Genomic DNA, 22,671 nt, shown 5'->3' on the forward strand with positions numbered 1-22,671 from the left:
AACATTATTCGCGTAAGCGTTAAGTAGTAAATAGAGTTTCAGCAATTCCTAAATATGACAATTAGGATGAGTTATACTTGAACTTTGCGGTGTAACTTTTGGAGCATCTGCTGTCAAAATAACTCGACCATCAGCAGAAATTATCCATCCTTGTGCTTGCTGAATTACCTGATTGTTAATATTTTTTTCCTTCTTATGAGTATTAACAATGATGTTTCCGGCTTTTCCTGCACCACTGGTTTCGACAGAGAGGATAGGAGAAGAATCTTGAACACCGATACCGAGATTAACAGCTTTCTCTGCATTGATGATAATTGTACCGCCATCACCTTTGCCTGTGGTTGTGGCGAAGATTTCAGCGCCATTGGCTACTGTTAAAGTGGGAGTATTGAGGGTGATATCTCCAGCTTTTCCTTTTGCTGTGGTGGAAGCGGAGATTTCTGAAGCATCTGTGAGGGTTAATTTTTTGGCATCAATTTGAATATTACCCGCATCTCCTGTACTGTTTGTGTTACTGGCAATTTTACTATTATTGAAGGTGACAGTACCTGGACTGGTGATATTTACGTTTCCTGTTACCGCCAGCAAAAAGGAAAATTGCACCACCATTTCCTTTTCCGCCAAATAAAAATGACTCTGAGGAGGAGTTTAGATTTTGTGTAGTAATATTACCATCAGCAGTGAGAGAAATCGCACCGCCATTTCCTGCTTTGTCTGAATTTGAATTTGAAGAGGAGTTGATATTGTTCGTAGTAATATCATGGATAGCATTTAGAGTGATCAATCCAGCATTAACGCTACTAGATGAATTGATGTCACTTGTGGAAATTTTACCTCCAGCCTTGAGGTTAACATTTCCTCCAGCACCAAGACTGCCAGAGGTTGTGATGATTAACTGTGTACCAGTTGCTATTCCCCAAGGGGCTGTGTCTCCGGCTTTATACACAGTTGTTGTAGTATTAGCCTGGTTATTATCTTCATCGTTAAATATACTTAAATACCAAGTGCCGTTGGGGTTGAGCCGATTCAGGTGAGTCAATGGCTCACTAGGTTGGAATGTCCCATTAAAGGGAGTAGAACCTGATGAAATGGGAGTAGAAGCACTATCAGCGAGTAGGGTATCTTGAAAATTGGCTAGATTATTTCCCGTTGAATCAATCAAATATATAAATCCTCTGGGTGAGGATAAAGTAACCTCTGAATTACTGAGAACATTACTAGCTGAAAGTCTCACTTTAACTTCTGTTATGGGGTCGGTAAGATTACTATTAAAGGTAAAATAGCCAGCGTATATGAATTCATCAGGATTAATTGTAAACGTCCCACCGTGATCAATATCTATTGTGGTGGTTGTAGAAGTAACATCAGGAGTAGTATCTAGCTTCCCTGTAATAATATCTCCACCCTCACTGGTGATATTAATATCTCCACCTTTGGTACTAATATCTTTAATATTAATATTGTCTTTGGCTTGCAAATTTACTAACAATTCCGGTGCTGTAGTCGTAATATTTCCTGTACCTGTAATCAGGTTTCCTGCTGTTAATGATAAACTGGGATGAACTGAAGAAACTGCTGTATTTTCATCAGCCACAATTGCAATCTTTCCATAGTTAAGATTTTGATTAGCTGTTACTATAGCGGACTGTGCAGTTAACTCCTGAATTTGTACATCTCCTGTTATCGCTGTTAGTTTTATGTAACCATGAGGTGCAGATAAAATTCCTGTGCTGTTAATATTTCCGCCCAAAAATGTTAAATCTTTACCTGTTGTCAAATTACCTTCATTCTTAATTGACCCTTGTTGATTTCTCAAAGCATTACTAAATAACGCACTTGGTTGAATTGTCAATAAATTACTTGTTGCTGGTGCAGTCGCACTAAATAAACCATTTTCACCCAACTTAATACCATCCACAGTTGTCGCAGTAAATGAACCGCGAATATCTAAACTGGCATTTTGTCCAAAGATAATCCCGTTGGGATTGATTAAAAATAAATTTGCTGTTCCTTCTACTCCTAACTTTCCAAATATATTGGAAACGTTACCACCAGTGACACGAGTTAATATATTTTCAATATTTACAGGATTAGCAAAATACACACTTCTATTTTCACCAACATTGAATTTTTCAAAGCTGTGAAATAAATTTGTACCTCTAGCAGCACCACCATTAATCAGGTCTTTGAATTCGTTAACTTTATTAACAACTGAATTTTCTGAACCTAGTGTATTATCTGGTTTTAGTTGTGCTAATACTCTTGAATTTGTAGAGGTGAATATTCCTGCTATTATCAATAAAGTTGTTGTGACTAATCGATCAACTTTTTGTTGTTTTTGATGTTTCATTTTATCAATTCGTTTGTACTTGTTTATAAACTGATTTTTGGATCTAAGTTAAGTAGGCGAAAGAAATTAAACTATATTAAGTAAGGTAAATTTTTTGAACTTGTTTTGTAGTGAGAACTTTAGACTTTAAAGTACGGACGAAGCCCTGACTACAAACCTTGAATTATTTACGTTACTCTACTTGAAAATATTTCTCTTAGCCGCTAAAGCTGTATTCAGAAACCCAAAATATCAATTACCATAATTTTTTGTTTATTCAAACACAAACACAAACATAATTATAACATCACTGACAGTAAATTTACAGCAATTTTCAGGTAAATGAACCACACAGCAGAAGTTTTAATTTCTGTAAATAAGTGGTCTAAATACATGAAAACTGCTGTAAACAAGTACATAGAGATAATACTATTGTGAATGTGAGTATTTAGTTAATCTCTTTTCATGTACTAGGCAAATCATCTTCCGATAATGTCTCATCTATGATCATTATCCAAGGTATACCGTTATTAACTGGTGAACTAATACTAATTTTGGCTTTGTTAGCAAACCGTTTTAACGTTGCGGCTAAGTAAGGAACGGTAGTCATGATATTCTGGTAACTTTCAATATTATGACAAACCATGATTAACATCAAAATACCGCTATTGACTTTGAAATACCAATGGCAACTAGATAATAAAATGCGTACCACACTATTACAAGCTAGGAAAAATCGCTTTTTAGTGACTTCTTCCAGTTGACTGAGCAATAATTCACTGATTTGGGTAGTTTTATAAGAAGGCAAATCATCTGGAGATAGATATGGTTTAGTCATAGGATTTCGTCTTTTCTCAAAGGAACAATAGACTGACGTAATCTAAATAATTCCGCATGATTAATTAGTGAGTTACGTCAGATGTTAAGATATTCCAAAGTGACAACCGTTCACTCCCATACGAATGTTTATATAATTCGTATGTCCTGCACCTCAATTTTCCACATATTTTCTTTAGCAAGTAAGATACAAAACTACACCAAGTTTTGTGGTTATAGCGGTTCTCGATTGAGTGAAATATAAGAACCCCACCCCCCTCCCCACAAGCGATGAGGGGACTATGATGTATCTTATTCAAGTGCATACCGCTATATTGCCAATAGATTTAAGAACTATGTTCTTGTGCTTCTGTAGTAATCCAAATAAGTTCTAACCACAATTGAGGATAATCTGTTTTCAGCCTTGATAAGGGATCACGCAGTAATTTGGTAGCATTTAAACAAACAACTTCAGCTAGTCCTAAATATTTTGCTACTTCTCTGAGTAAATTTTTCTCAGCTACTATAGATGCAAAAATTTCATCAGGACAGTAAATCCCAATATACTGCACAGGAGAAACACAAGAATTCATAAAGCAAGAAGTGATTACTTTCACATAACAATGCTGTAATAATTCCCATACTCGCGGGTGCATTTCTTCGATAATGGTGTTAAAGTTATCCGCTAATTTTTCTTCAGTAATCATAATTCTCTCCATAACTGATGCATAATAGTGCAACCAGGATAAAGAACTTTTTCAGTTCCACAAACCATTAATTGTTGAAAATCTTTTCTACTGCACCTGAAAACTCTTCATTGTTAACGGTGCGTTATAGAAATCATCAAAACCGAATTTTCTGGAGAAAACTGTATTTTTTACTACTGTTTACCAAATTAATTGGTAAATATATGAATTTTCAGCCTGTTTAAAATCCTGAAAAGCTTTTATTTATAAGTATTACAGCTATTACCAACCAATAAAAATTTACTTTTTTGCAAAATATTTTGCGAGTCGCAAGCAAATTAGCTAAATGTTGTGATATTGTTTGTTTATGGGGAATCAAGAGAGCGAAAGCACAAAAATCATCCCAACAGAAATGATATATATTCACCGTGCTTTTGCCTTGGCAGATTTTAGTTAAGAGACTTCCAAATAAAAAATATTCAGTTAATTCTTGTGGGGTATGCATTTTGCCTGCCCTTGAACCCAGACAGGCTAGAGCCATTATACCACAAGATTGGATAGTTTATTGTTTGGGATTCCCTAAATCCGCTACGGCTTTGAGAAACCAACAGATAAAGCCAATGAAGCAGGATAGTAGTCTCCGTAATAACTTGAAGTCAATCAGAACCCGTTTAGCCATGAGTCAACAAGACTTGGCAAACCTAGCTGGTGTAACTCGTCAAACTATTAGCGGTGTAGAGTCGGGACAATATGCGCCCTCGGTTGAGATTACACTACGTCTGGCTAAAGCATTGGGCTGTCAAGTTGAGCATCTATTCTGGCTAGAGCGAGATTTACCGGAAATTGAAGCCGTTCTTGCCAAACCTGTTACCGATGATGCACACGTAAGAGTTAGTCTAGCGCGGGTAGGAGGTCAATGGATAGCTTATCCTTTGATTGGCAAAGATGCCTTTCGCCAAGATATGATTCCCGCTGACGGTGAGGCTCACAGAGAGAGTAACACAAATAAACTGCTTGTCCGACTCCTCGACGATAATATGGACTTTCTTTATAACACCGTCGTCATCGCTGGATGTTCCCCTGTGATTTCTCTGTGGGCTAGAGCTACCGAACGCTGGCATCCCCAACTGCGAGTAAAATATAACTTCGCTAATAGTATGGCTGCATTGCAAAATCTATGCAGAGGTGAAGCGCACATTGCCGGAATGCACCTATATGATTCAAAAACGGGAGAATATAATACTCCCTTTGTTCGGGATGCTGTGGCTGGAAGGGAAGCCGTTCTCATTACTTTAGGAGTTTGGGAAGAGGGACTGATGGTGCAATCGGGTAATCCCAAGGGCATCAGCACTTTAAGCGATTTAGTGGCAATGGGAGCAACCATTGTGAACCGAGAAGTAGGTTCTGGAAGTCGGTTGCTTTTAGAACAAACATTAGAAAAGGAACAAGTTCCATTCCATGCACTCCAAGGCTTTGATCGGATTATTACCAGTCATCAAGATATTGCTCAAGCGATCGCTTCTGGATTTGCTGATGCAGGTATCAGTACCGCATCTGTAGCAGCGGCTTTTGGGTTAGGATTTATCCCTCTCAGGCGATCGCGTTACGACTTAGTAATTCTCAAAAAATATCTGGAAGAATCACCAGTACAGCAATTACTTAGCACCTTGGGACATCCTCTAGTTCACTCCCAATTACAAATTCTCGGCGGCTATGACATCAGCACAATTGGAGAAGTTGTAGCAACAGTTTAAATTTTTCGGTATTGCTGAATTGATGTATAGCAGGAGTCAGGAGACGCTTCGCAGACCTATGGCTTACGCCACGCTGCACTATCGGTTCAGGAGTCAGGACGAAAACCCTCTTTTAGTGGGAGTTTCATTATCAATTGATGTTCTAACCACCCTGTCCACGGCTATATGAAATTAGAAAATTCAAAATCTGATAGCGCAGCGTTAGCCATAACTTTGCGTATATAGTTTAGTCTCTTGTTTCGTCTTTGTATTGGTTGGTTGTTAGGGGATGGAAAATTTCTCACTCGTTTCTCATTCCCTTTTATCTTCTGCATTTTTGTTAATAGCGTTATTTGTGCTATTAAGGTGAATTTATACTTCAACATCTATTTCCACAGCCATGAATAAACATTCTCTTTCTCCAGATGATTTACCACCCTCTCAACTGACATATCTTGATGAGATGTTACTTGAAAATTTAGACGAAGTTATTGGCAAATATTTTTATGCAAATTGTGGTCGCATTATCCAAGTATTGTTATCAAATTGTCAATGGTGCATCAAGACTAACTCCTGTGGATTAATTTTAATTATTGTTTGCCCTGATAGAGAAATTTATTGGCATATTATCAACGCTATTCCCGATGTTGCTAAAAAGTTAAACCTGTTTTCTCAAAGGGCAATTATTCGTTTATGTCCATCTATTAATAAAGGTACACTTTGGGAAATCAGTGTGCGTGAAATACCAGCCTATAGATGATAGTTAAATGGCTAATATATATTCATTAACTTCAATCACAAACTAAATATGACAAAAGGTTATTTTGATTACCTTTATGTTAGATTTTGGTTGATAAAATACTAGCAGTTATCAAGCAGTATTATAGAAGTTAACAGGTGTTTTATATTATTAAATATATTTGATAAATAAGACATTTTTATAATTTCTATTTTCCTTGATTAACAATAGATAAATCTATATTTATTGTAAATACCATGCCAAAGCGGATAATTTTAGAAGTAAATAGTTGGTTCAAGAGGGATAGAATTGTCCAAAATTTAGAATTTTTTCAAGATATTATTGTTATCTCTCTCTGTGTGGGTTTATTTTGTGTGATGCTAATCAGACTAGCAGATATGTTTTTATCCTTTTTGCACCCATTGAATTTACGACAAGTAACATCTGATATCTTATTTATTTTGATTCTTGTAGAGTTATTTCGCTTATTACTTGATTATCTCCAAGAACGAAGTATATCTGTAGGTGCAGCGATAGAAATTACTATGGTTTCTGCTTTACGAGAAGTGATTTTACGCGGAGTTCTCGAAATTCCTCGTGACCAAATTTTTGGAATTTCTGTATTTTTATTAGTTTTAGCAGCGATTTTTATCGCTTTACCTTGGATGTCTGGCATTTTGGAAAAAGTCAAAATCAGCAATCACGAAACCGTAGAACCAGAAGCATAATTATAAGTAGTTTAGATTTGAGTAATTGTAGAGACGTTACTCTTCGGAAAGCTGCCGCTATATAAAACGTCTCTACATTGTTGGCATCTTTATAGATGTAGTCTAAGTAGAAAATTATTAAGGTAGAATAAAACCGTATTTTTTTAATACGATTTTTGCTTCATCACTAAATAAAAATTGAGCAAATTCCTTAGCAGCATTAACATTTTTACTGCGTTTGACGACTGCTAATGGATAAATAATTGGCGAGTGATATTTTTCATCGGCTGCAACTACAACTTTAACCTTATTGGAGATTTTGGCATCAGTTTTATAAACTAAGCCAGCATCAGCATTACCACTTTCTACAGATGCTAAAACTTGACGCACATTATTAGCAAAAACTAGTTTTTGTTTTACCTGGTTCCAAATTTTTAACTTTTCTAATACTTGTTGAGCATATTGCCCAGCGGGTACGCTTCGAGGTTCACCAATCGCAATTTTTTTGATTTTTTCATCTCTAAGGTTGTAAAAACTAGAGACACCAAAAACATTTTTAGGTACAACTAAAACTAGGCGGTTTTTCGCAATGATATTACGAGTAGCGGGAAGCAAATATCCTTTTTGTTCTAAAGAGTCCATTTGCTTTTTGGCCGCAGAGATAAATATATCCACCGGCGCACCTTGCTCAATTTGCTGCTGCAATGCACCAGAAGAACCAAAATTATAACTAATATTGACGTTTGCTTTACTTTGTTGGTAAAGGGGCTTAATTTCTTCCAGTACCTCTTTTAAACTGGCAGCAGCTGAAATAAGTAAGTTGGTATTTGACTGTGCTACTACAGCAGAAGGTGTCAAGCTTGGTAAGCCAATTGCGAGTAGCAAAGTGGCTAACGCTGTCATAATTAATACTAAAATCCGTCTTCTTTTTACTGTTAAACTGCTATTAGAGTAATTTTTATTCATGAAATTGGCACTCGGTATACTTTTACCATACCAAGATTATCATTATATTTACCAATATAACTGGTAAATCGGTCTTCATATCTAAATAATTCTAATTAGAATTGTATCTTATATTACTTTTTTAAGATAAAGCTAGAGCATACTTACCAATTAAATTGGTGATTGTGCGTGCTGCTCTAAAATCCTATTTGGGAAAAGAGCTTTAAATACAGATGATGTGGTTAAGAAGGAAGATTTAGAAACTCTGCAACAGGAGTTTGCGGATGAATTGTTAGTACTGCAGTACTAACAATTCAACAATTCTCTAGTACTACTAAGTTAAATGGGGAAGCTATTTTCCAGTTTTGGGGGTGTGTTTGGTGGATACATTGAAAGTAGATACTACCTCGATGCATTCAAAATTGCAATCATCCCAATTTGAAAAATAATAGCGGTAGTTAGTCTTAACCAAGAAAGTACGGCATCATTTTGTTGATTATTGGTGCGTTACCACAAGCCTAACGCACCCTACAAATTGGCAGCTTATTCAAACTTAGTTTCCTGAGTCTGTGCATCAATAACTGCACTCCAATCATCATTCTTCACTGCAATTATACTTGTATCCACCCTTTCTGCTTCTTTCAAAAGGGTTGTATCCGCCATTGCTTTTCGCAACTTTAGCTTTTTCTCCTCATAAGCTTGGCGTTCAGTGTCTGACATCACAGCTTTAGCAACTTCGCCCACCGTACTCGCCCACATTCCCCCCTCACCGGCATTACCGCTGGGAACAGTCTCCAGTTCTGCTATCCAAGCATCGCGTAAATCTTCCATTTCTTGACGCTTGGGAAATTTGAAAGGTTGCACGCGGACAAAAGCACATTTTTGAGCGCCATTTTGAGTAACATGGCCGTTCAGCGAAAGCAACACATTGCGAGAATAACCAATGTACTGTGTACAAAGTTCAGAATCCAATACTGCATACACACCTGCAATCTTGGCATTAGTGGCAACTGCTCGCCAAGCCTCTAGAGGAATAATTTCCGTCCCATCATTTGCCACCTGTGGAGTTATACTCACTTCAGTGGCAATGTGTTCATCCTCAGAACTATACAAAAAGTTATGCAGTCCTTGGTGAGCGACAGGTACATTTTGATGTTCAATTGAGAGATTATTTTCAGTTGTCATGACAGTTATTGTTTGAACTATTCATTGAGAATAATATATAGCGTTTATCGGTTGAGTAAGATACAATCACCCCACCCCCAACCCCCTCCCCGCTTGCGAGGAGAGGGCTATAATGTACCTCATGTGATTAGGAAACGCTATATATGAATCAATTAACACCCAAAAATTGGATTTGTATTCAACAACGATTAACGCCTTATTTATTTTTACTACCCGCCTTAGTTATCTTAGGGTTAACCGTCTTTTATCCAGCAATGCAGGCATTTTACCTCAGTTTTACAAGCTACGAAGATATTGGCGAAGCACCTAAATGGATCGGTTTTGCTAATTTCTTACGTTTGTGGAAAGATGTGGTTTTTTGGAAAACCTTAGAAAACACATTTCTCTATCTTGTTGGCGTTGTCCCAATTTTAGTAATTGCTCCTTTAATGTTGGCGATTTTGGTAAATCAAAAATTGCGGGGAATGAATTGGTTTAGAACTGCATATTACACCCCAGTTGTAATTTCAATGGTAGTCGCTGGGATAGCTTGGAAATGGTTGTATGCAGAAAATGGGTTACTAAATCAATTTTTCCAAACTTTAGGGATATTTCCTGAAGGAATTCCCTGGTTAACTAGCCCCGCAAAAATATTAGGAATTATACCAATTTCTCTGGCCAGTGTGATGGCTGTAACTATTTGGAAAGGTTTAGGCTATTACATGGTGATTTATTTAGCTGGATTACAATCAATTCCTATTGATGTTTATGAAGCTGCTGCAATAGATGGTTCTGATGGTATTCGTAAACATTGGGATATTACTATACCTTTAATGCAGCCTTATTTAGCTTTAGTTGCGGTAATTTCTTCAATTTCGGCTACGAAGGTTTTTGAAGAAGTTTATATTATGACTGGAGGTGGACCACTCAATAGTTCTAAGACAATTGTTTATTATTTGTATGAACAAGCATTTAGTAATTTAGAAATTAGCTATGCTTGTACTATTGGCTTGGTGCTATTTTTAATAATTTTGAGCTTATCAGTTTTGCGATTAGTTATCGATCAGCAAGATAGTAATAATCTAGGCGTGTAAATTGACGAAGATTTGCATATAAATTAGAAATAATATATAATTAAAAATGCCACAATATCAATACTGACTGCTAATCATGAAAAAGTTAATTTCCTCTTTGGCTATCTTGGGAATCGCTACTAACTTATTAGTGTCTGATCAAAGTATTGCCCAATCATCTAAGATTGAAGAATTCACGGCTGTAGGTAATGAACCATTTTGGAATGTTACTGTTACTAAACGAGGAATTGTCTATAATGCACTAGGAGAAAAACAACAAAGATTTCCTTATACTGCACCATTATCAGCCCAAGCAAGATCTATAGATAAAGTGCGAGTATATCAACTTAAGGGCAAAGCAAAAAATCTCTTAATTTTGAATAAAGTGAACAATTGTAATGATACAATGTCGGATAAAAAATATCCATATTCAGCTGTTTTAATTATGGGTAATAGAGTTTTTGACGGTTGTGCTGGGAAAAAATAATCCAGCAGCAATCTAGCGATTCCTATTCTACTCCCTTCCAAATTACGAATTACGTATCCCTAGCGGGACCGTAGGCACTATTACGAATTATTTTAAAATCTCCTTTCAAACTCAATTACTGCGCGACTATCATCAGTTAAATTTGTAGAAGCACGCAAACGAATTTCATCATTTATCCTATAATTAACACCCCATTGAAAGGGATCACTCGCTGTCAAAATCTTAATGCTAGAGAAGGAAAATTTACTAGAAATATCTACTCCTGCTTCTAATGCTAATTCTAAACTAGAGCTACTTTTACCCGCTTCAGGTTTATCAGAAATAATAGTAGGAAATAACCGCAGTTCACTTAAACCAAAAGCATCACCAATCTGGTTAAATGTACTTTGAAAGTTATTGAACACAGCAGAACCTGCTATATTAATTAGACCCAATGTACTGTCACCACGTCCTTGGGTATCTACAAACCCACCCCCTAACAAAGTGACAATTTCTGTTTCTGAGCGTGTGGGACTGCTTTTCAGTTCCAAATTGTCATTAAGCTGACTTGCAGGGCCTTTGACAGTTGCTTCGACACGAACTGTTTCTAATGCTGCTAATCCTGTAGAACTTTGTCTATTGATATCACTGCTCTGAATTACATCTAATATCTTAGCAAATAGCTGAATATCTAAGTCAGGGTCACGAGGTTTAGTGCTTGAACTTCTAAAAGTGGCTGTATGTTGATAGTTACGAGCCAAATTAAATTGGGTAGTAAATAAATTTACCCCGCCTTTAGTTAATTTGATAGTTCCTTCCGGTATAGGATCACTTAAGGAACCATTCACAATTAAATCACCAGATGCTAGAAAATTAAACACAGGTGGACGAGCAATTTGAATATTTTTACCCAGCTTAATTGCTAAATCATTCAATTTTGTAATTCCACTGCCAGCCGATGTTATATTTTGTTGGTTTACTGTAGAGTTTGATGCATTAGAACTAGTTTTAGATGTATCCGAGCTACTAAATTCTGTTAATAATACTTGACCATTAGATAATTGGATATTACCACCTATTCCTGGTTCGAGTACGGAACCAGTAATCTGTAAATTCCCACTCGCACCACCTTGATATAATCCTTTGAGATTCAAGGTTAATTGTTCCAGGTTAACGGTGAGAGGATTGTTTATTTGAATGTCTCGACTGTTAAAAATGGGTATTTCCCCTGCGGCTTCTACTTTACCATTACTAAACTGACCTTGAAGATTTTCTACTAATACTTTGTCAAAATCAAATTCTGCCTTTCCATAAACATTTGTGAGTTTCCCTGGTAATGCTTGAGCAGTAAAAGTAGCATTGTTGAGAGAGGCTATTCCTTTAACTAAGGGTTGTTGTCTTGTCCCCCGGACAGCCAAGTCTACTTCTCCTTCACCATTTTCAAAGACTATTTGGTTATTTAATAGATTTAATAATGCCAAACCTTCATTTTTTACTTTCACGTCTAGACTGATTTGATTTCCGTCTGGTTCTACAGATGCAAAAGGTAATTTGTAAGGAATATTGCCAGTAATATTTACAGGTTCGGGACTAGCTGCTAAGACTTTACTACCAAAGTTCAAGCGGCCATTAGCATAACTAAAACTGGCGGTAGCTGATTCAACTTTTTTCTGATTGAGTGTTCCCTCTGTGATTTCTAATTCCCCTCTGGCTTGAGGATTAGCTATACTTCCGGCTAAAGCAGCAGTACCGTTGAGATTACCTGTAATTCCTACTGGCAACTTAACAAAGTTATTTAATATCTGGATCGGAAAATTATTGACTCGCAATTGGCCAGATTGTTCTTCACCACCTATGTTACCAGTGAAGGCAATTAGCCTTTGTTCAGATTGGATGCGTAAAGGTTGTAAACGCAAAACTCCTTTTTCAAAACCGCCTTGAGCAATTACTGTTTCGGCACGATAGAAACGGCTGGGTTCTGTTTCTCTACCCCAAACAAAGTTTTGTCCTTGTATGTTAAACTCTACTGCCAGTCCATTAGCTGTGGCAGTATTGAGGGCAATATCTCCGTTAAAAGTTCCTTTTAAATCTGTTAAATCTGGTATTGGTTTGGCATCTAGCCGCGTTTGTTCTTGTGCTGCTAGGAGTGCATCAATTTCTGATAGACGGTGGATTTGATTCAATAAAGACTGATTGGATAAGCCTTGGGGATTTGTAGTTAAATCTGCGGATGTACCGTAGGTTGGTGCTGCTAAACCTCGTTGTAGGTCTTGGATTTCAAATATCTGTGCTACTGTCAGCACATCTTGAATATTGCCTTGGTTGATGTTAATTTTGGCTTGCAGTTGGGGAACGTTGTTGGTTTGTTTAACAGACGCATCAAAAGTATATCTGCTTTGAGCTTTAATAAATTCACTATTTCTGAGGTTGGCTGTTCCTTGGTTGTAGCTAAACTGAGTTGTGAAGCGATCGCCCTTAATTCTACCAATTTGCGGTTGTGCGATCGCTATATTTCCTCTAGCCGCCAATGTTTTTTGATTAACCTCCAAATCTCCAGTTAACAACCCAGCCAATGCTGCATTACCCAAAGTAGTTGTCCCAGGTAAACGCACATTTAAGGCTTGTAAAGGGAAATTTCCGACTTTAACCGCCCAATTATCTCCTGTCGCTTGACCTGTGGCTAATGCTTCTCTCCATTTTATGGCGAAGTTATTAGGACTATTGTTGCTGTTAAGATTAAAAGCTAAACGATCTCTTGTCCCCGCTACATCCAAATTTAACCCCTGCCCTGAGAATAAATTGACTTTACCAGTTAACAGTGGCTCAAAAGCAAATTTCTCTACTGCCAAATTTCTTAAACCCAGCACACCAACGACATTAGGTGCTGTCAATTTCCCAGTCACCTGTCCCCTAAAATCTACTTTCCCGGCAACATTTATAGAATTAGGCAACTTTAATGGTAGTTGTTGCAGATCAAAATTTTGGGCTTGGACATTGAGATTTAATTGCGTAATTTCCGGTATACCAGGTTGTTGAGCATTGGCTAAAATATAACCACTGGCATTCAAATTCGGAGTTCTGGCCTGGGGAATCGTGAGTTGCTGACCATTCCAACCGATAGCTGCGTTGAGAGGTGAATTAATCGCACCAATACCTTGACTAAACTGTACCTGACCCGCAGCACGCACATCAGCTAATTTAGCAGATCCCAAAATACCAGCCACTTGCAACTGACCGGCAAATTGACCTTGCAACTGTTTATTCAAGCGATTTAATTGCACACCCAAACCAGTAACTACAGCTTGGTAACGACTATCAGCCACTTGGATATTAGAAGCTGTAACTGTTCCCCCTGCCAGATTTAGCCTTGCTTGACCGGTCGCTTGAATCGTTTGCGGTTGAAAAGATTCAACGGAACCAGCAACATTAAACTGACCGCCTAATATACCTTGTAATTGGGGTGCAACGGCTGGTAATGACTGCAAAGGGACATTTTTAACTTCAAGTTGTGTCTGATAGCGACCATTGCTAATTTGAATATTTTTAGCTGTAACTGTCCCATTCCCCACAGCTAGGCTACCTTCACCAACAGCACCTAAAGTCTTGAGGCTGAAATTTTCGGTATTACCTGCAATCGTGAATTTCCCTGCTATGGGGTTATTTAAAATTGCGGGAGACTGTTTTAATATTTGCCCTAAACGTACACCTCGGCCTATTAATTCGGCAATAAAGTTTTGGTCTTGCAATTGCAAACGAGAAATAGCTATTCTGCCTCCAGCAATGTCAACACCTGCACCCTCTGGACGAATATTCGTAAGTTTAAATGGGGCTGAAGTTCCCGATAGTACTAAACGTCCGTTAAACTCTGCCTTTTCCAAAGAGATATTTTGCTGTTGCTCTTCTTTGATAAATGGTGTTAATTTCACCCCAGAGGCTTGAGTTACAGCTTGCCAACCTTGAGCATCGTAATTACCATAACCCCGCACTACTCCACCGCCAACATTAGCAGTTACATTACGGAAAGAAACAGTGCGGTCTGGATTGATAATAGTTTCACCAGTAGCGGTATATTTGGCTTGTGGAGCTTGCCATTTAACTAAAGTTTGGACATTACTAGTTGCACCAGTGAGTGCGGCTGTAGCTGAGACATTGCCGATGGGGAATCCTGAAGTAATATTATAGAGTTTAGCGATCGCATCCCCTGGAACATTTTTGGCAGTAAAATTAACATTCAGTTGTGGCGCTTTACCAAGTTGGATAGTTCCCCCACCCGTCACTTCACCTCCCAATGTAGATTGACCTTGAATATTCTTGAGCGTAATGAGAGAGTCAAAAGTCGAAAGCTCAAACTTACTACTAACTTTCTGAAAATCAACTTTGTCAATTTGGGCAGTTTTCAGATTAGAAACAGTACCTAAAAGAACCGGTTTGGATATATCTCCAACTATCTGCAAATCTGCTTTGACTACCCCACTCACAGGGAAAGGTGACTTAACCTTGAGAGTTTCTAGGGCTTTGGATACACTCACAGCATTTACACGCCCTTGCAACTGAAAGCCCTTTTCCCGGTCAATCACACCTGTAGCCACCAAGGGAATTTGTCCGTAGTTGCTAACTACATTATGATCTAGCTGTATTGCCAATCCTTTAAAGCTGATATTTCCCTGAGTATTTTTAAACAGTTGGGGTACTTTTGGTATTTGCAGCGTCACATCTTGCAATGTCGCACTACCATCTAATAAAGTTGGCTTTTCTGGTATCAATTCGATCTGCAAATCACCATTAACCCGACCAGCTTGTAAAATCAGTGGTAACGGAATCAAACGAGTAATATCTGCGGCTAGTAATTCTTGCGTTTGTAGCTTTAACTTACCTTCTAAAGTTGCTTGAGCGCGGATATTTCCCTGAAGGAAAATGCTGCCGCCGTTGTCTGGTTTTCCTGCTAAATCAAATTTAATCAGGCGGTTATTTTCCACAAGTTGGGAAGTTCCATTTAGTCCAGAAAATACTACAGAAGTTGAAGACTTGGCTCTTTTCCTCTTCTGTGGCAACAACACCAGCCTGCCATTACGGAAGCGTAGTTTATCCAAATCAGTTTTAATTATTCCGCTTTTGCCACCTGGGGCTATCTTAGTGGTAATCCAGCGACCTTGCTGATCCTGTTCAATATAAACATCTGGGTTAATTAATGTCACATCTAATTTGAGGCGACGGTTAACAATTAATTGCCAAGGGTCAAAACTCGCTTCGACTGCTTCTATTGTAGCCCGATCTGAATCTGTGGGTGTAGGGGGAATCTCGGAAGCGGCAAATCTTACCCCCATTAGAGAAAATTCTTTGAGTTGTCCAAGTTTAACTGGACGGTTGAGGGTAGAAGTCAGATTTTTCTCTGCCAATGGTGCTAACTCTGTTTGCACAAAATCCCGCAACCGCCAAATACCGCCGATAATTCCCAGCAGCAACAATGCTCCTAAAGCAACGCCACCACGACTCAATATCATTAACCATATATGCTTACGCTTATGGATCGGGCTATAAGAATCTGGATTGGAGAAGTTAGACATGGGTTTTAAATCTTTAATTGCCGGATGTCGAACAACCGACTCTTAATAACTACACTATATTTAACAACTATGCAACTTCCAGGATACAGATATTCCGTTCTCTGTTGCCTATTGACCGCGCCTTTAGGGCGGTGAGTATGTCAATAAAGAAAGTTCCCCAGTTTTAGACCGGGGAGTTTGAAGAAGACACGGGGACAGGGAGACACGGGGACACCCCATGTCCAAAGCCAGGGGATTCTAGCAAGGAATGTCTTTTTTCTTCTTCACGACTCAAGTCGGGGGCTGGAAACCATTTGCGTCGAACGTCTCCCACAGGCGATTCTCCGCGTCCTCTTCTGTCAATGATTTAATGGAAATAATATTGAGATCAAAGGCTGAATGATGCGTGTTTTTGTACTAATTTTCAATGCTGGGACGGATAATGAGGGGATTCACACGGTTTTGACTGGTGATCCCGAATCAGGGCTGTCAGGGGCAAGACGCAATAAAATCCTGATGTTTGAGTCAGAAGATGACGCTACGCGCTATGCGCTGATGTTGGAAGCGCAGGATTTCGCTTCACCAACAGTTGAGGTGATGAATGCTGAGGAGATTAAGGAATTTTGCGAAAGTGCTGGCTATGACTGGGAACTTATTCCCGAAAATAGTAATTTGGTTGTCACTCCTCCAGAAGTGAACGTGGAACAAACCGACTGGCAACCAGAAGCCGAAACCGTCGATACTGATGAAGATTTTTTCTATTCTCATCCATCTACCTCACCAGCACAGGAACCTGATTCAGATTTAGACAGCTTTCGTCGCCGACTGGAAGGGCTATTGTAATTAGTCATTAAATGAGAACTGATATGATGTCCGGTTAAATACTTATGATTAGGCAACCGCAGGGCAACGGGTTGAGTTTTTTCCACAGCAATTAGCCGGACTTGATTTGACAACTGACACAGGACTACCAAAAAATGACAAATTTGCAGGAACGCGGGCATCTGCTGACGGAACAGGTAAATCCCAATAGTCTAAATTTAGACCAACTTAGCTCTCTGGAATTGGTGGAGTTATTTAATAACGAAGACCAAAAAGCGATCGCAGCGATCGCAGCGGCTAAAATTCAGTTAGCAGCAGCTATTCAATGCACAGCAGATCGGCTGCATGAAGGCGGACGTTTATTTTACATTGGTGCGGGAACAAGTGGAAGATTAGGGGTATTAGATGCGGCTGAGTGTCCACCTACTTTCTGCACACCTCCAGAGTTGGTACAGGGTATTATTGCTGGTGGTGCTGGCGCACTGCTACGCAGTTCTGAGGATTTGGAAGACCGAGCCGAAGATGGAGAAAGTGCGATCGCACAACGACAAATCACTCAATTGGATGTAGTAGTTGGTATTACCGCTGGCGGCACAACACCTTATGTTCACGGTGCATTAAACGCTGCTCGTCAACGGGGCGCTTTGACTATTTTTATGGCCTGTGTTCCTGCTGAACAAGTAGATTTTGATGCTGATATTGACATTCGTCTGTTAACTGGCCCAGAAATTCTCGCTGGTTCTACCCGTCTCAAAGCTGGTACTGTCACTAAACTAGCTTTAAATATCCTCTCTACGGGAGTTATGGTCAAGCTAGGCAAAGTTTATGGTAATCGCATGGTAGATGTCGCTGTCACAAATCAAAAATTACGCGATCGCGCTTTGCGAATTTTACAAGACCTCACAGGCTTAAGTCGAGAAGCCGCAGGGTTCCTACTCGAACGCAGTGGCAAATCGGTTAAGTTAGCGCTGTTAATGCACTGGACTGATTTAGAAAAAGAAGCGGGTGAACAACTCCTAGCTGCACACCAGGGCAATCTTCGGGTTGCTGTTGACAGTTACAAACAACACCAGCCAGGTGCTTGAAAAAGAGACGTTGAGATATGGGAACACTTTTAAGCGGGGAACCTTACAGGATTACTCGGTAAGCGTAAAGCTCAGTCACTTTAGTGCTGAGATATAAGCGACACGGGCGAATTTATTCGCCTTGTCTTTGTAATTGCAATATTTACGCCAGATATGTTGGTATAACTGTAGGAGGTAGTTATGCTAATTTTTGAGTTCAAAACGTATGGAAAGCCCAAGCAATTTACAGCAGTAGATGATGCTATTCGTACTGCCCAATTCGTTCGCAATAGCTGTATTCGGCTGTGGATGGATAATCAGAATACGGGTAAAAACGATTTGCAAAAATACTGTGCAATATTAGCTAAAACTTTTTCCTTTGCAGATGAACTTAATTCAATGGCTAGACAAGCTAGTGCAGAACGAGCTTGGTCTTCTATCTCTCGCTTTTATGATAACTGTAAGAAAAAGATTCCTGGTTTAAAGGGATTTCCACAATTTCAAAAAGATTGTCGCTCTGTTGAATACAAAACATCAGGATGGCAGCTTGCCCAAGACAGAAAATCAATTACCTTTACAGACAAAAAAGGCATTGGCAAGTTAAAACTAAAAGGCACTCGTGATTTGCATTTTTATCAAATTAATCAAATAAAACGAGTCCGATTAGTGAAACGTGCTGATGGTGTTTATATCCAATTCTGTATTAACGTAGATAGAAGTGAGAATATTCAATCTTCTGGGAATAGCATAGGATTGGATGTAGGATTAAAAGATTTCTACACCGATTCTGATGGTAATACCCTATCAAATCCTAGATTTTTAAGAAAAGGTAAGAAGGTTTTAAAGCGTTCTCAAAAACGAGTTTCTAGGAAAGTTAAAGGATCAAAAAATCGAGGCAAAGCTAGACATATTTTAGGAAAACGCCACCTGAAAATAAGTAGGCAACGTAAAGACCATGCTGTGAAATTAGCACGGTGCGTAGTTCAGTCTAACGACTTGATAGCTTATGAAGATTTAAGGGTAAAAAATATGGTGAGAAATCATTGTTTAGCTAAGTCAATAAATGACGCATCTTGGTATCAGTTCCGTGTCTGGCTGGAATATTTTGGTAAGGTATTTCAGAAGGTCACAGTTGCGGTAAACCCGCAATATACTAGCCAGGAATGCTCTAGTTGTGGTGAAATTGTTAAAAAGACTTTATCCACTCGTACTCACACTTGCAGGTGTGGTTGTGTCATGGATAGAGATGAGAATGCAGCTAGAAATATCCTGAGTCGAGGATTGAGTACCGTAGGGCATACGGGAACTTTTGCGCTAGACGCAAGCAACGCTTTAGGAGATAAGTCCTCTACTCAGGTTGGAGAAATCCTGTCTGAGCAAGTCATGTCTTTGATTAAAGAATCTCAGTCACTTTAGTGCTGAGAGTGTCAAAAATGGGAATTCATACCCTACCAAAAAGCTGACCTACTTAGTGATTCCCACATTCGTTAAAAAGCATTTAAATTCTTCATAATTTAATAAAATTAATATAAACGAAACTTGCAACCTCTAGACAAGTAAATCTTGATAAAGATTATAATTAAGCAAAGATCTTCTGATACATTTCACCCTGAATTAATTAACAAAATGGAGTTTTTGTCATGTAAAATAAAATTATGGGGATACATAAAGCTTAGATGAATATTTGATGATTCATTCTTCAGAAGACTATCAAGGTAATGTAAAAATTGGTGAACTTTGTTAACGATTGCTTAAAAAAATATCGATGTTGCCGATTAGTTTTATCAAACTATACTCACAACGGCTAGGAACCTTACTTTTTCATAATACAAAAACCAAGTCTTAAGCCTCTCCAGTATTAAATGTTATTCCTTTTCCCTCTCCTCTTAGGAGAGGTTTACCAGAGGGGTTCCATATTTGGTTAAACAATGAGCCGTTTGCAGTAAGTAGGTGAACGGAAAAAAACCGAACTATATAACGAAAAGTAAAGTTGCCCAAAACCTGTTCCCCGTTCCCCGTTCCCTGTTCCCTTGTCATAACGACAATTTTTAACGCTAACCTACTTATAGCTAGTTTCGGAAAAATAAAAGCGGTATTAATACGGATATTTTTTTAGAAAAATAGGGAGTAAAATAGACTCTAAGTGGTAAAGGTGCATTCTTATAGGAATATAACAAATTTAACTAAGCGCAGAAATATTGTCAGGGTATAGGGTATAAAATATTAAATAGAGCATCTGCTGATTTATATTTGCTAATATTCTCAATCGAAACTGACGAATACTATCTACCAATAGATAAAAAATCAATGGGTGCTACTCACATTAGTTGACAGACTTCACTATCACTAACCTAAGATACTTGCTAAGTAATATATGGCTAGTATGGGTTTTCTAGAGACTGACTTATTGATTACAAGGAACAAAGTATGACCAACTCAGAACTCATAGAATCTCATAACTTACTAGATGAGTTTAAAAGCTGTACGCAACTGCAATACAACGGAAAATTAAGTATTAACAGTTCCAAGGGAAGACAATGGGCTTTCTACTATCGTTTGGGAAGGTTAGTGTGGGCTTCAGGCGGAACTCATCCTTTCAGACGTTGGCGGAGACAAATGGCTATACACTGTCCCAATGTTGATTTAGATAAAATCCGTTGTCGGGCTGAAGACATTGCCATCGATTACTGGGACTATAACCTTTTAGATATCTTATACAAAAGACAAAAAATCCAACGGGAACAAATTCAAGCTATTGTCGAAAATACGATTGCAGAACTTTTTTTTGACTTAGCTCAGGAGGTAGATTTTGCATCTGTAACGTCTCATCTTAGGCAGGACGTTATTTTAGATATGCCCATGAGCTTCACGAGTGCAGATATGTCAATCAAACAGATGCAAGATTCGTGGGCGATTTGGTCAAAGGTGGGTTTGGCAAATGTTTCTCCTAATTCATCACCAATTTTGCGGAAACCAGAACAACTTCAGCAGATGGTAAGTCCATCTGTATACAAAAACTTTGTCAGTTTAATTAATGGCAAATACACTCTGCGAGAGCTAGGCATAAAAATGAGGCAGGATGTTATGCCTATTGCTCGTTCTTTACTTCCCTATATTCTCAAAGGAATTATTGAATTAGTAGAAGTTCCGGATACGCCCTTACAAGTTAGTGAAGTTGAGAACTCTATACCTAGACAACCCAGGAATAAAATTCCTCCCTTGGTAGCTTGTGTAGACGATAGTCCTCTGGTCTGTAAAATGCTAGAAGAAATTATCACATCTCATGGACTGAGATTTATTAAGATTGAAGATGCTGTACAAGCTTTGCCTATTCTGATTCAGCACAAACCAGACTTGATTTTCTTAGATTTAGTTATGCCCATAGCCAGTGGCTATGAAATCTGCACCCAATTGCGACGCATTCCTACCTTTAGTAATACACCAGTAATTATCTTAACTGGCAATGATGGTCTTTTAGATAGAGTTCGCGCCAAGGTAGTGGGTTCTACCGATTTTATATCTAAACCGATAGTCGCGGAGAGAGTCATGGGCGTAATCCGTAAATACGTGGCAATACAGACTAGTCCAACAGGTAAAAACACAACTAATTTAGAAGTTGCCAGTTAAAATGACTTGATAGTTTTTGCTGTTGCCAATTGAATATGAGGTTGCACAAAATCATGAAATTCATGAACTGATCTTTATCTATATTTATTCACGTTTATCTGCGTGTATTTGCGCTAGTTGTCTTGAAAACCTGATTTTATACAGATAGCTTCATTTTAATTGAGGGTATGTTATTAAAGTGTCGCTATCACAAAGCAAAAACTTGAGAAAGTCGAGGTTTTTGAACTCAGGGTAAACTTTTTTCCTTAGTTATTAACAGCACGTAAATTGAGAAGGAAAATATGTTAACTTATATTGAACACGTAGATTTTATTAGGGAAATATATATACAATGAAGCAAATAAGATAAAATAAAAATAAGGTGATCAGAATACAGCAGAAATACTTAAATAGTTAAAAGTAGATGAAAAATATGTTATGTAAACATTGTTGCCTTCTACTTATTGACTTCAAGTTTTCTGCACTAGCATTGATGTGATGAGTGTGATTGCATATTCTAGTTTTTGTTTCCATACTAAGCATAATTTAATAGGTGTTACCATGAGTACTATTTTAGTTGTTGAAGACGGCTTGACTGATATGGAAATTATCAGCCGTTACTTGCAACAGGCAGGTTATTCTGTAGTTTGTGCCACAAGTAGTGAAGAGGCACAAGTAAAAATTGACATAAACAAGCCAGATGTTATATTACTGGATGTAATTTTACCGGGTAAAAGCGGGTATGAAATTTGTCGAGAGCTACAAAATAACCCAATTACTAGCCAAATACCTGTAGTTTTCTGCTCAACTAAAAATAGTGAAGTAGATAAGATTTGGGGAAATATGTTAGGAGCTAAAGCTTATCTATCAAAACCAGTAGATAGAGAAGAATTAGAAATTACTTTGAAACAATTAATCAATAAGTAGAAAATATCTGATTGATTACCAAAACTAGTCAATATTTATAATTTGGTTTTA

17 protein-coding genes are annotated in these 22,671 nt (G+C 38.1%); 10 read left to right on the plus strand and 7 right to left on the minus strand.

Annotation, left to right across the window (positions count from 1 at the left end):
• Positions 1-48 precede the first annotated feature (48 nt).
• The 4 genes from A9Y75_RS15600 to A9Y75_RS15615 form a co-directional block, all read right to left on the minus strand.
• Positions 49-588, minus strand: coding sequence for a hypothetical protein (locus tag A9Y75_RS15600; protein WP_236721424.1), 540 nt, complete (start codon positions 586-588; stop codon positions 49-51).
• Positions 530-2,350: a filamentous hemagglutinin N-terminal domain-containing protein gene (locus A9Y75_RS15605; RefSeq protein ID WP_071190455.1), complete on the minus strand. Its 1,821-nt coding sequence runs from the start codon at positions 2,348-2,350 to the stop codon at positions 530-532. Before A9Y75_RS15605 ends, A9Y75_RS15600 begins: the two co-directional genes overlap by 59 nt.
• 442 nt (positions 2,351-2,792) lie before the next feature.
• Positions 2,793-3,167: a hypothetical protein gene (locus tag A9Y75_RS15610; RefSeq protein WP_071190456.1), complete on the minus strand. Its 375-nt coding sequence runs from the start codon at positions 3,165-3,167 to the stop codon at positions 2,793-2,795.
• A gap of 325 nt (positions 3,168-3,492) precedes the next feature.
• Positions 3,493-3,852: a hypothetical protein gene (locus A9Y75_RS15615; RefSeq protein ID WP_071190457.1), complete on the minus strand. Its 360-nt coding sequence runs from the start codon at positions 3,850-3,852 to the stop codon at positions 3,493-3,495.
• Positions 3,853-4,451: 599 nt separating this feature from the next.
• Here A9Y75_RS15615 and A9Y75_RS15625 point away from each other — a divergent pair.
• From A9Y75_RS15625 to A9Y75_RS15640, 3 genes are all read left to right on the plus strand, one after another.
• On the plus strand, positions 4,452-5,585 hold the full coding sequence (locus tag A9Y75_RS15625) for a substrate-binding domain-containing protein (RefSeq protein WP_071190588.1): 1,134 nt from the start codon (positions 4,452-4,454) through the stop codon (positions 5,583-5,585).
• A gap of 379 nt (positions 5,586-5,964) precedes the next feature.
• Positions 5,965-6,324 carry a hypothetical protein gene (locus tag A9Y75_RS15635; protein WP_071190460.1) on the plus strand — a complete coding sequence of 120 codons (360 nt, stop codon included), beginning with the start codon at positions 5,965-5,967 and terminating at the stop codon, positions 6,322-6,324.
• A 236-nt stretch (positions 6,325-6,560) separates the two neighbouring features.
• Positions 6,561-7,031 carry a phosphate-starvation-inducible PsiE family protein gene (locus A9Y75_RS15640; RefSeq protein ID WP_071190461.1) on the plus strand — a complete coding sequence of 157 codons (471 nt, stop codon included), beginning with the start codon at positions 6,561-6,563 and terminating at the stop codon, positions 7,029-7,031.
• 117 nt (positions 7,032-7,148) lie between these two features.
• Here the strand turns inward: A9Y75_RS15640 and modA are convergent, their stop codons facing one another.
• Positions 7,149-7,976, minus strand: coding sequence for a molybdate ABC transporter substrate-binding protein (modA, locus tag A9Y75_RS15645; RefSeq protein ID WP_071190462.1), 828 nt, complete (start codon positions 7,974-7,976; stop codon positions 7,149-7,151).
• Between the two features lie 522 nt (positions 7,977-8,498).
• A complete protein-coding gene (locus tag A9Y75_RS15650) occupies positions 8,499-9,140 on the minus strand; it encodes a GIY-YIG nuclease family protein (protein WP_071190463.1) in 642 nt (213 codons plus the stop codon).
• Between the two features lie 143 nt (positions 9,141-9,283).
• On the opposite strand from A9Y75_RS15650, the gene A9Y75_RS15655 reads away from it, so the two are divergent.
• Both A9Y75_RS15655 and A9Y75_RS15660 read left to right on the plus strand, forming a co-directional pair.
• Positions 9,284-10,213, plus strand: coding sequence for a sugar ABC transporter permease (locus A9Y75_RS15655; protein WP_071190464.1), 930 nt, complete (start codon positions 9,284-9,286; stop codon positions 10,211-10,213).
• Between the two features lie 76 nt (positions 10,214-10,289).
• The gene (locus A9Y75_RS15660) at positions 10,290-10,679 is read left to right on the plus strand and encodes a hypothetical protein (RefSeq protein ID WP_071190465.1); all 390 of its coding nucleotides are present in this window, start codon (positions 10,290-10,292) and stop codon (positions 10,677-10,679) included.
• Between the two features lie 92 nt (positions 10,680-10,771).
• Here the strand turns inward: A9Y75_RS15660 and A9Y75_RS15665 are convergent, their stop codons facing one another.
• On the minus strand, positions 10,772-16,222 hold the full coding sequence (locus A9Y75_RS15665; protein WP_071190466.1) for a translocation/assembly module TamB domain-containing protein: 5,451 nt from the start codon (positions 16,220-16,222) through the stop codon (positions 10,772-10,774).
• 378 nt (positions 16,223-16,600) lie between these two features.
• On the opposite strand from A9Y75_RS15665, the gene A9Y75_RS15670 reads away from it, so the two are divergent.
• The 5 genes from A9Y75_RS15670 to A9Y75_RS15695 all read left to right on the plus strand — a co-directional run bounded on the left by A9Y75_RS15670 (position 16,601) and on the right by A9Y75_RS15695 (position 22,620).
• Positions 16,601-17,044, plus strand: coding sequence for a DUF3110 domain-containing protein (locus tag A9Y75_RS15670; protein ID WP_071190467.1), 444 nt, complete (start codon positions 16,601-16,603; stop codon positions 17,042-17,044).
• A gap of 134 nt (positions 17,045-17,178) precedes the next feature.
• Entirely contained in the window at positions 17,179-18,108 is a 930-nt protein-coding gene (gene murQ / locus A9Y75_RS15675) for an N-acetylmuramic acid 6-phosphate etherase (protein ID WP_071190468.1), read from the plus strand.
• Positions 18,109-18,288: 180 nt separating this feature from the next.
• Positions 18,289-19,503 (plus strand): RNA-guided endonuclease TnpB family protein, encoded by a 1,215-nt coding sequence (locus tag A9Y75_RS15680; protein ID WP_071190469.1) that lies wholly within the window; start codon positions 18,289-18,291, stop codon positions 19,501-19,503.
• A 1,011-nt stretch (positions 19,504-20,514) separates the two neighbouring features.
• A complete protein-coding gene (locus A9Y75_RS15690) occupies positions 20,515-21,714 on the plus strand; it encodes a response regulator (RefSeq protein WP_177176206.1) in 1,200 nt (399 codons plus the stop codon).
• 540 nt (positions 21,715-22,254) lie between these two features.
• Complete coding sequence (locus A9Y75_RS15695; protein WP_071190471.1) at positions 22,255-22,620, plus strand: response regulator; 366 nt, start codon at positions 22,255-22,257, stop codon at positions 22,618-22,620.
• The last annotated feature ends 51 nt before the right edge of the window (positions 22,621-22,671 follow it).

The sequence above is a fragment of the Trichormus sp. NMC-1 genome (assembly GCF_001858025.1).
Taxonomy (GTDB): domain Bacteria; phylum Cyanobacteriota; class Cyanobacteriia; order Cyanobacteriales; family Nostocaceae; genus Anabaena.